The 9735-nt window shown below is 51.4% G+C and carries 10 protein-coding genes; 2 read left to right on the top strand and 8 right to left on the bottom strand.

The genetic code is table 11. The features are described from left to right. Positions 1-242: 242 nt before the first annotated feature. On the top strand, positions 243-2303 hold the full coding sequence (locus tag ABSG49_RS01165) for a sodium-translocating pyrophosphatase (RefSeq protein ID WP_424024262.1): 2061 nt from the start codon (positions 243-245) through the stop codon (positions 2301-2303). Between the two features lie 70 nt (positions 2304-2373). On the opposite strand, the gene ABSG49_RS01160 is transcribed toward ABSG49_RS01165, so the two are convergent. Together ABSG49_RS01160 and ABSG49_RS01155 are read right to left on the bottom strand one after the other, a co-directional pair. Further along, complete coding sequence (locus tag ABSG49_RS01160; protein WP_424024261.1) at positions 2374-2637, bottom strand: tetratricopeptide repeat protein; 264 nt, start codon at positions 2635-2637, stop codon at positions 2374-2376. 145 nt (positions 2638-2782) lie between these two features. Further along, positions 2783-3148, bottom strand: a complete 366-nt coding sequence (locus ABSG49_RS01155) for a HEAT repeat domain-containing protein (protein WP_424024260.1) — start codon at positions 3146-3148, stop codon at positions 2783-2785. A gap of 267 nt (positions 3149-3415) precedes the next feature. Between ABSG49_RS01155 and ABSG49_RS01150 the strand changes: the two genes are divergently transcribed. Further along, the gene (locus ABSG49_RS01150; protein ID WP_424024259.1) at positions 3416-4741 is read left to right on the top strand and encodes a PAS domain S-box protein; all 1326 of its coding nucleotides are present in this window, start codon (positions 3416-3418) and stop codon (positions 4739-4741) included. 152 nt (positions 4742-4893) lie between these two features. Here ABSG49_RS01150 and ABSG49_RS01145 read toward each other — a convergent pair whose 3' ends face one another. The 6 genes from ABSG49_RS01145 to ABSG49_RS01120 form a co-directional block, all read right to left on the bottom strand. Beyond that, on the bottom strand, positions 4894-5076 hold the full coding sequence (locus tag ABSG49_RS01145; protein WP_424024258.1) for a YHS domain-containing protein: 183 nt from the start codon (positions 5074-5076) through the stop codon (positions 4894-4896). A 77-nt stretch (positions 5077-5153) separates the two neighbouring features. Beyond that, entirely contained in the window at positions 5154-5867 is a 714-nt protein-coding gene (locus tag ABSG49_RS01140) for a DUF6498-containing protein (RefSeq protein ID WP_424024257.1), read from the bottom strand. A 239-nt stretch (positions 5868-6106) separates the two neighbouring features. Further along, the gene (locus ABSG49_RS01135; RefSeq protein ID WP_424024256.1) at positions 6107-6751 is read right to left on the bottom strand and encodes a flavodoxin family protein; all 645 of its coding nucleotides are present in this window, start codon (positions 6749-6751) and stop codon (positions 6107-6109) included. 41 nt (positions 6752-6792) lie between these two features. Then, positions 6793-7680 carry a UDP-3-O-(3-hydroxymyristoyl)glucosamine N-acyltransferase gene (locus ABSG49_RS01130; protein WP_424024255.1) on the bottom strand — a complete coding sequence of 296 codons (888 nt, stop codon included), beginning with the start codon at positions 7678-7680 and terminating at the stop codon, positions 6793-6795. A 3-nt stretch (positions 7681-7683) separates the two neighbouring features. Then, entirely contained in the window at positions 7684-8358 is a 675-nt protein-coding gene (locus tag ABSG49_RS01125; RefSeq protein WP_424024254.1) for a polysaccharide deacetylase family protein, read from the bottom strand. Between the two features lie 325 nt (positions 8359-8683). Then, positions 8684-9505, bottom strand: a complete 822-nt coding sequence (locus ABSG49_RS01120) for a nitroreductase family protein (protein WP_424024253.1) — start codon at positions 9503-9505, stop codon at positions 8684-8686. Positions 9506-9735 lie beyond the last annotated feature (230 nt).

Raw genomic sequence — 9735 nt, 5'->3', positions numbered from 1 at the left:
AAGTTTAATGTTTCAAAACAGCACTAATGATCTCTTAGGATGGGTTGCGTACGTGTGCGGGGCGATCCCGGAAGCTTAAGAGCCCTCCTTTGGGTCATTTGAGCAGGTCTCTGCTGATGCCAATTATCATACCTGATGTGTTGCAAGAGTCTCCAGACTGGTCTGTACCTTGCCTGTGCGGTCAATAAGTACGGGCCCGGTCGCACTGAAAGATTCTTCTGACACAGCAGGGAGGTCATGGAATGATCGACTTTGCATTACTAATCGTTATTGCGATATGTGTTATCGCACTGGGTCTTGCAGCTCTCTTAGCGCGTAATCTCCTCTCACAGGATGAGGGGACACCTAAGATGCGCGAGGTCTCCGATGCGATCCGGGTGGGTGCGGAAGCATTCATCAAGCGTCAGTACTCGACTATCGCCATGCTGGCTATCGTGCTGGCCGTGGTGATCTTTGCGGTCTATTACCTCACCGGACAGCAGTCGCTTGCAATCTCCACAGCAGCTGCTTTCGTTGTCGGGGCTTCCTGCAGTGCAGTTGCCGGCGTTGTAGCCATGTGGATTGCCGTCAGGACAAACATCCGCACGGCCGCAGCCGCCCAGACCAGCGACGGGAAGGCACTCGACTTCTCGTTCCGCGGCGGGGCGATCTCCGGGCTGATCATCACCTCGATGTCGCTCCTCGGTGTCTCGCTGACGTACATTGCTCTCGGGGCAGATCCGACCCACACCCCGTTCGTTATCGTCGGGTTCGGTTTCGGTGCCTCGTTCGTGGCACTCTTTGCCCAGCTCGGTGGCGGTATCTACACGAAAGCCGCCGATGTCGGTGCAGACCTTGTCGGCAAGGTCGAGGCTGGTATTCCCGAGGACGATGTCCGGAACCCGGCCACCATTGCAGACCTTGTCGGAGACAACGTCGGCGACTGTGCCGGCCGTGGCGCTGACCTCTTCGAGTCCACCGCTGCCGAGAACATCGGTGCAATGATCCTCGGTGTCGCGCTCTTCCCGGTCTTTGGTGTCAACGGTATCCTCTTCCCCATTGTCATGTGTTCGCTCGGTCTCCTTGCGAGCATGATTGGTATACTCTCCGTACGGGGAAAAGACGGCGCCGATCCGATGGACGCCATGAACAGGGGATACTACATAACTGCCATCATCTCCGCGGTATTCCTCTTCTTCGGGGTCCAGTGGCTCCTCGGTGCAGCTCCCGGCTGGATATACTTCGTCTATGCAGGTCTCGTTGGTATCGCACTCTCCGTGTGCTTCCTCCGGGTTACGATGTATTACACCGACCACCACTATCGCCCGGTGCAGGAGATTGCTAACGCCTCTGAAACAGGAGCAGCAACCAACATCATCACCGGGTTCTCGGTTGGTCTCGAGACCACCGCAGTCCCGGCCATCCTGATTGGCCTCTCTCTGATTATTTCCTATGGGTTCGGTACCATGAGCGGTGTCCCGAGCGGCGGCCTCTACGGTACAGCCGTTGCAACCGTTGGAATGCTGATGGTCTGTGCGTACGTCCTTACCATGGACACATTCGGCCCCATCGCCGACAATGCCGGAGGTATCGTCGAGATGAGCCAGGCCCCCGAGGAAGTCCGCAAGCGCATGGACAAGCTCGATGCAGCCGGTAACACCACGAAAGCACTCACCAAGGGATATGCCATCGGCAGTGCATCGCTCGCTGTGTTCCTGCTCTTCAACGCGTACATGGCTGACATTACCAAGCTCAGCGGCAAGGCATTCGACGTCGTTAACCTGGCAAGCGTGAATGTCTTTGTCGGTGCACTCCTCGGCGCCATGCTCGTCTTCCTCTTTGCGAGCTTCGCTATCCGTGCCGTTTCAAAGACCGCCCAGTCAGTCATTGACGCGGTTCGCATCCAGTTCAAGGACCCCGCCATCATGGCAGGCACCAAGAAGCCCGACTATGCAGCGGTCATTGATATCACTACCCAGGGTGCCCTGAAGAGCATGGTCCTCCCCGGCATCCTGGTAATTGGGTTCCCGATCATCATCGGTGTCACCATGAAGTACGAAGCCCTCGCCGGCTTCCTCATGGTCGCGACCATCACCGGTATCCTCCTCGCCCTTATCCTCAACAACAGTGGCGGTGCATGGGACAATGCCAAGAAATACATCGAGTCCGGTGCTCACGGCGGCAAGGGCAGCGACGCCCACAAGGCAGCGGTCATCGGTGATACGCTCGGTGATCCATTCAAGGACACTGCCGGTCCGTCACTCCACGTGCTCATCAAGCTTCTCGCTACGCTGACGCTTGTGCTGGCACCACTCTTCATCTGAAAATCCTTTTTTTCTTCGCAGATTTTGCCGGTTTCCTTCATGGAAATTAAAAGAGAATCTTTTCAACTGATCAGGTACTGGACTGAGCCGCGTGACAGGAACTATACGATGCGATCCTGTTGAGTTTCAGGTAGCAGTCCGCCGCATCTTCCTCTCTCCCGAGACGTCTGAAGCAGCAGCCCAGCTCCCGGTATGCCCCGGTAAACCGTGGCGCGATAATGATTGCCTGTCGCAGACACTTTACTGCAGCCTCGTATTTTTTTTGGCTTGATAATTCAACTCCCCGCCGGTACAGGTATTGTGCTTCCAGCGGGATTCCGTTTATTCCGTACATGTTCATATGCGATTCCCTCCCTTCGTTTTTCCTTCATCCAGGCCCCCTTTCTTCTTCCTGCACCCGGGGATTTCCGATCCCGGCACACGCCGGCAGACCCCCCTTTCGTGACGGTCTTCTCTTCTCATAGGTGACGTGCAATCTCTTATTTTGCCTTCAGTCTCTCAAGCGCTTCATCGGCAACAAGCCGGATCATGCAGTTTTCGCAGTTATCTGCCTGTGACCGGGCAAACGCCATCCTCGGTGAACGTATCATGGTAAAGGATTTCGCCGCTACAAGCCGCAGGTCCTTGTCCCGGTGAACCATGAACGGTTTCAAGTGCTCCGCTGAACGGGGGTCACCAATGGTGCCCAGCATCTCTGCCGCCATGACCCGTACCCACTTGTCGTTGTCCTCTAGGCCGCTCAGGAGATATTCAACCAAGGGCTGCTGGAATTTTTTCATCGCCAACATCGAGACCGACAGGGCAGTCACTTCCACGGCAGTCTCGCTTTTAACATCCCTGTTCATACAAATCCGTCCTGGCCCCGCTCCGGGGGTCAACCGTTCATTCATCCGGGGCATATATTCAATATTTGCACATCAGTACCGCCTGACAGGTCTGCTGGTACGGTCTGCCATGCAATAAGAAAATTACGGAAAAGGAGCTGTTCAATATCGGCGAAGTTACCGGATATGAAGTGGGCGTTCCTTCCTGCCGGCACTACTCCCCTTTCCATTCGCAGCGTATTATCAGGGAGGCACTATATTTACTATCCCGCCGTCCAATGTAGGTGTATGGGAATTCTGGATTCCGAAAAGGTCGATAAGATCAAGAGAATCCTCAAATGGCATCCACGGGGAATGACGATCTCGGACCTTTCATCCGAGATGAAAATGAACAGGAACCTTGTTGCAAAATATCTTGACATGCTTCTCGTCTCAGGGCAGGTCGAGATGCAGATCGTGGGCGCCGCAAAGGTTTTTTTCCTTTCACGGAGGGTTCCCATATCAGCCCTTCTGGAATTCTCCAAGGACCCGGTGATTGTTATTAGCAGTGACCGGAGGATACTGCAGGTCAACGAACCGGTAACGACACTGCTGGACATGCAGCGGGACATCCTGATGCGTAAGCTTCCGGAAGAGATCGACAGCCCGTTCATGCGGCTTATCTGCATAACCGAAAATTCCCGTGACCCCCATGCGGAGGAGGAGCATGTCAGTGACATGAATTGTGTGATCCACGGCGGGGAACGCCATTTTCGGATCAAGCAGGTACCTACGGCATTCGAAGACGGGAGCGACGGATTCACCTTCATTGCCGAAGACATCACGGCCCGGAAAAAATACGAGGAGATGCTGCGGATCAGCGAGGCAAGGTACCGGGGGCTCGTCCAGTCCATCGGGGAAGCGATCATCGGAAGCGCCCCGGATGGCAGCATCACCAGCTGGAACCCGGCCGCAGAACGGCTTTACGGTATTAAGGAGGCAGAGGTGCTCTCGACACCGATCACAGAGCTCCTGTCCGGGAAATCCCGAAGCGAGCTGGAGGCGATCCTGGAACGGGTTTCACACGGGGAGAGCATCCGCCGCCACGAGATGAGGATGACCACCAAGAGCGGTGCGATGCTCGATGTCCTGATGTCTATCTCTCCTATTATGGGGGAGAACGGGGCGGTTGTCGGCGCATCGTCCATTGTCCAGGACATCACCGGGGAAAAGATGGAGCAGTACCTCCGGCAACACGAAGACCAGTACCGCACGCTCGTGGAAGACCTCAATGTCGGGATATACCGGAGCACCGGTGATCCCCGCGGCCGGTTTGTCTGGGGGAATTCAGCCCTCCTCAATATTCTTGGGTATCATTCCATCTCCGATCTTCGGGAGGTGCCGGTCGTCAATGTCTTCAACGAGCCGGACGGGCGGCTTGAACTGCTCGAGGAACTGCGAAGGAATCAGTTTGTGAAAAACCGGGTGCTTCACTTAAAAAAGCCGGACGGCACGCCATTTTCCGTCAATGTCACGGCGCTCGCAGAGTTCGACGAGAACAAGAACGTCGTATTCATCAACGGGATCGTCCAGGACATCTCCCACATTATCTTACAGAATAATTCCCAAAAATAACTTCATTCCTTGTTAAAATATCACGAGGAAGCGTACGCAGGAATGAGGCAAGAAAAACCAGAAGGTGCAAAAATCACCTGTGACGGCCCCCCTCCCGTTCTCAGGAGACGGGTCTTCCTGGATAAAAAACAGCCCTTTCCTCTCGTATCAGGTCAGGTGCATGACCCGAGATCGACACTCATATCCACATCCATACGCGAGTACCGTTTCGGGTTTTCCTCGAACTGTTTTTTGCAGTAGTTGCAGCAGAAGTAATACTTCTGGTTTTTATAGGTACTGGTGAATTTCGCATCATCTTCATCAACTATCATGAGACAGACGGGATCGGTTGCCATACAAGTTCCCTCCTTTCCTGTACAAGAATCGCGCTTAGTTCCTTAAGTGTTATCGCAGGTACTACCGGAACACCAGGTTATATACTGGTGGCAGCTCCATCGGAAGACGTCTTGGGTTGATGCTTGTCAATATGGGCAGCTACATCCGTCAAAGTTTTAAGGACAAGGAAGAGGACGAGGACCGGTATCGTTGACTGGATTCCGATAAACTGCAGTATAAGGAGAAGGATGCCGCCGAAGATGATGGTCAGGTGCATGGGAATAATCCGCCGGTACGGCAGGAGGAAATATTCGTAAAAATCCATGGTTTCCAGCGATACGCGGTGGTTGTAGGCAATATATGAATAGAGATGATTTGCAAAGAACACACCGCAGGAAACCCAGATGGCTGGATCAGAGAAGTGCACCGTACCGAAGAACCCGGAATCGACGATGAAGGAGTAATACACCCAGTGGAAGATGACGTAGGGCAGCGTAAAGAACCCGACCAGAATGCACCTGACTACCCATGGATTTTGGATGTAAATCGTGCGCGGCCCGCCTGGTTGTTGTTCGGGTTGTTCCTTGCCCGGTGCTGTAGGAGATATATTGACCAGAAGCAGGCTCATGACGGTGAAAAAACCGATGATGATGCTCTGTGCCCAGTAGATGAACATTACTGTGGCAAGATCCCAGTTCCCAAGGATCGCAAGGATGATGGTGATGAGATTGGCAGCAATGAGCGAAATGACGGGAGTGCTGTAGATGAGATTCCCCGGAAGAACACGGGAGACGAGGGACGGGGACTGCATTACGTCTGTATAGTCCTGCCGGGTGAAATACGAGCGTATACCCAGGTGGGTGCACCCAGATGCCTTGCCAGATATCCTCTTTTTATTCACACTTCTTCTACAGGCAGGTTCCGCAGCAGGAGATTGTCATACGGTCCTGATGGCTTCGATTGCTTCCATGATTGTTGTACCTCACTTACTCTGTTTTTCGTTGTCTGGATTGAACGAATGGAGATTTTCTCTTATCTGATGACCCACGTTCAACGAATTCGGGCCAGTCGTGTTCCCAGTTCAAAGGCCCGCTTGCAGTCCTGAGGGAATACCGTTCTGCGCCGCTCCTTTCTCTCCTCCGGATCGAAATAACTGAAGACCACCTTGTCGTAGTCCTCGAACTGGAGGGTCTCGTTTGAGAAGAAGGACTCAGACTTCCCGAACATCATCTTCAGCACCTGCTTGTTTGCCCCGATATACGTACCGTAGTTCTCCTTCATCAGCTGCTCTGAGATGTTCATCGTGTACACGAACACGGTGGGGATCTTCTTTGGGAAGAGAGAGGCCGGGGGCCGGCTGTAGGTCAGGTACGGGAAGAGCAGACGCTCCATGAAACACCGCATCATGCCGGTCACGTTACCGAAATAGATTGGCGAGCCGAGAATGAGGGCGTCAACATCCACTATCTTTTCGAGGACGGGCGCCAGCCCGTCACGCACGGCACATTTCCCGTAACTCTTCCCGCCTTTCAGTTTGCAGGCAAAGCAGCTCGTGCACCCTTTGAAATCCAGATCGTAGAGATGAACCAGTTCCGTCTCCGCACCTTTGGATTGTGCTCCTGCAAGGGCGTGTTCGAGCAGCGTTGCCGTGTTCCACTTCTTTCTCGGGCTTCCGTTGATTGCAAGGACCTTCATGTCGTTTTCCTTCCTGGTTCTCGATTGTCCGGGTTTACTTCCTATCTTATACTCCTAATAAAATCCAAGAATTTTGCATGATCAATCGCAAAGTTGCCGGATACTTTTTGACCAGATCTAACATCCTTTGTTACGATGGCCCCGATAGATACAAATGCATTATCTCCAATCTTCACATGATCCGAGATTACTGCGCCGGTGCCTATCCAGACATCATCTCCGATTTCGGCACCACCAGCTATCATCGTATGATCGACAATAAGACACCGTTTCCCGATTTGCACATTATGGGAAATATCTACTAAAACCCCAATTTTGGTTTTCTCTCCAATTTCGGTGTTGTTTCGATAGACGGCTTTACATACACACGCGTTAGCCTGAATCTCGACATCATTATGGAGGACTACACCCCCAGCATGAAGAACCTTGATGATATTATCCCTGTCTTTAATAAACCGGAACCCATCATTCCCGATGACCGCACCGGAACCTATAATGACGTTCTCCTTTAAAACAGAGCCGCTATGAATGACAGCATGAGGATAGACAATACAACCATCTCCGATAATGACATTATATGGATCTACATGAGCTAGCCGATGAACAGTTGCTTTATCTGAAATCTTTGAGGGGAAATGACCACCGTACACACCCTCTTTTACCCAAAAGTTATGAATGGCATAAAAGGATACCATTGGATTGAGAGAGAGAGATATCCCCATTTCTTTTGGGATGGATGGAATAAACTCTTCTTTTGTGATTACACAGGAATATGTTGGGTACTTTTTTAAGTTGGGTAAAAACTTTTCACTGTCAATAAATACCAACTGGTAAGGATTCTTCAAATTAAATGAACCAAGCGATAGGAATTTGCCATCTCGTACAACTTTAATCTTAAACTGTTCTGAATCCAAATCTGATAATTGCATAATTTACCATCCATTTTTAAGTTTCTTGATTATCATTTCCTTCTTACTGGATGGAATAACCTTCTTCCCCCACCATACCGGATGGATTAATACTTGGAGTATAGATCCTTTTGGGTTCCTCAATTGTGGTATCGGTTCACCGTCACGAAATCTACCACTGGAATCCGATATATACCACCCCATCAACTCACTGGAATAAGCATTCATCCTTCCGTGAATCTTCAACCCGTTCATTCTTAATTGATTGGATATAGGTATATGAAACGCTAAAGAACGTACCGGTTTTCCGGTGAGAGATTCCAATTTTTTAAAACATGACGGCAAACTTGGATCTTTTCTGTAATCGTAATGCAATCCAATTTCATGCCCCAAATCTAAAATTTTTTGGAGGGCATTGAATGTTGATGTATCTTTAAGCGAATAAAACTCTGTGTTTAATCTGACATAATACGTTGCATAAATGTTCTGATTAAACTCAAACTTCGCCATATCTAACGCTCCTTCAACTGAAACGTCAAGGTCATGCCGTAAGAAGAGAACGGGTTTTTTATGCCGAATCTTTAATACACGTTCTGCATCTGAAATCAAACACAATTCAAAATTGTTCTCAGCAACATTGAGAAGTTTGATATAATAATCATAACTGAAATCGTTAGACCAAGCGTTAGGTTCAATCATGATTTCAAACCCCTCTCCACTCCAAGGATCTGTAATGGACTTTTTGGAAACGTTTTACTAAGTGGTAGGACCATAATTCAGCACCACAATCAAGGCATTTCCCATCAACATCTCTTGGACAGGCTACTTCTTTATCTTTTTCGAATTCCGGGGATTTTTTGAGGGGTTTTATATTACTCTTCCTGCAATCAATGAAAAACCCGCTAATTTAAATCCGGTGCCGACTTTCTCGTCTATTTCAAGCAGTTTTTTCCCTCCAGCTGCTGCGTACTCTGTCATATCGTTATCCAGTCATTCATTATCGTAATATCCTTCCGGTGCGGGGTTAACGCCACGTTACCTCAAGGGGTTTCCTGCGGGGAATCCCGTAGGTTTTGTACTGCGGATGGCCGAACATCATCGCATAGGCGGATTTCCTTCCTGGGGGTATACCAAGTTCCTTCTGGAGCGGTTCATAGGATGCGGCTGCCATCGCGACAAAACCTGCCCAGCAGGTCCCAATACCAAATGCCGGCGCTGCAATATCGAAATGCGTGAGGGCAATGATGGCGTCGACAGGTGCAATAGGGTTACCCTCCGGTATGTGGGCGAAGAGCATGTGCGGGGCGCCTCGGCAGATGACATCGTATCCCCCTTCCCATGCAGCAATGAGCGTCGGCACGTAGCCGCCCATGGGATGATTCGAGTTTACGAGCGTCTTCATCCATTCGATGGTCCGCCCGGCGATCTTCTTTACTTTTTTCGGGTCGCGGACAACAATCCACTCCACCGGCTGTCCGTTGCTGCCCGATGCGGCGTACCGGGCAATATCGAGGACTTCGAGGATCTTCTCTTTCGGCACCGGGTCTTTTGTGAAATGCCGCACTGAGCGCCGTTTCCTCAGGTAATATCCCATATCATCGGGAGCAATAGTTCCGGCGCCGGCGGGCAAGGGCACTTTCTCATCCGGGCAGACGTTCAGGAGGAGCGCTTGCGACGGGCAGTAGGCTTCGCAGTGCCCGCACCGGATGCACATCCCGGCGTTTGCGTCAGCAACCCGGGGGAGGGTGTTCTCCTCGGCGGGGGTAACAATCGCCATCGGGCAGACAACAGAGCAGATCCCGCACCGGGTGCAGAGATCCTGATCGACAAGTATTGTTGCCATCATTCACGGTCCTTTCCAGGTACCTTTTTGTAACTGCTGCATCAGATTCTTTCCGATACACCATGCTCCCTGGCGTATTTCCCAAAGATCCGGCATCGGTTGTCAGGCTCCGACAGGGCCATGACCTCAATACCTGCTTGCGGGGGGTACATCCTTTTCTGAACCGGGCTGTTCTTCTCCCACATTTACTCCCCGCATACCATCTCCCTTATCCCGTATTCCCGCTCATCTTT

This window comes from Methanoregula sp. (assembly GCF_049510175.1).
In the GTDB taxonomy this organism is placed as follows: domain Archaea; phylum Halobacteriota; class Methanomicrobia; order Methanomicrobiales; family Methanospirillaceae; genus Methanoregula.
This window is presented reverse-complemented; position numbering and strand designations above follow the sequence as displayed.

Excerpts from the sequence above, each read along its gene's own strand:
- ABSG49_RS01165 (WP_424024262.1), top strand. The coding sequence starts at position 243 with ATGATCGACTTTGCATTACTAATCGTTATTGCGATATGTGTTATCGCA.
- ABSG49_RS01160 (WP_424024261.1), bottom strand. The coding sequence starts at position 2,637 with ATGTACGGAATAAACGGAATCCCGCTGGAAGCACAATACCTGTACCGG.
- ABSG49_RS01155 (WP_424024260.1), bottom strand. The coding sequence starts at position 3,148 with ATGAACAGGGATGTTAAAAGCGAGACTGCCGTGGAAGTGACTGCCCTG.
- ABSG49_RS01150 (WP_424024259.1), top strand. The coding sequence starts at position 3,416 with ATGGGAATTCTGGATTCCGAAAAGGTCGATAAGATCAAGAGAATCCTC.
- ABSG49_RS01145 (WP_424024258.1), bottom strand. The coding sequence starts at position 5,076 with ATGGCAACCGATCCCGTCTGTCTCATGATAGTTGATGAAGATGATGCG.
- ABSG49_RS01140 (WP_424024257.1), bottom strand. The coding sequence starts at position 5,867 with ATGCAGTCCCCGTCCCTCGTCTCCCGTGTTCTTCCGGGGAATCTCATC.
- ABSG49_RS01135 (WP_424024256.1), bottom strand. The coding sequence starts at position 6,751 with ATGAAGGTCCTTGCAATCAACGGAAGCCCGAGAAAGAAGTGGAACACG.
- ABSG49_RS01130 (WP_424024255.1), bottom strand. The coding sequence starts at position 7,680 with ATGCAATTATCAGATTTGGATTCAGAACAGTTTAAGATTAAAGTTGTA.
- ABSG49_RS01125 (WP_424024254.1), bottom strand. The coding sequence starts at position 8,358 with ATGATTGAACCTAACGCTTGGTCTAACGATTTCAGTTATGATTATTAT.
- ABSG49_RS01120 (WP_424024253.1), bottom strand. The coding sequence starts at position 9,505 with ATGATGGCAACAATACTTGTCGATCAGGATCTCTGCACCCGGTGCGGG.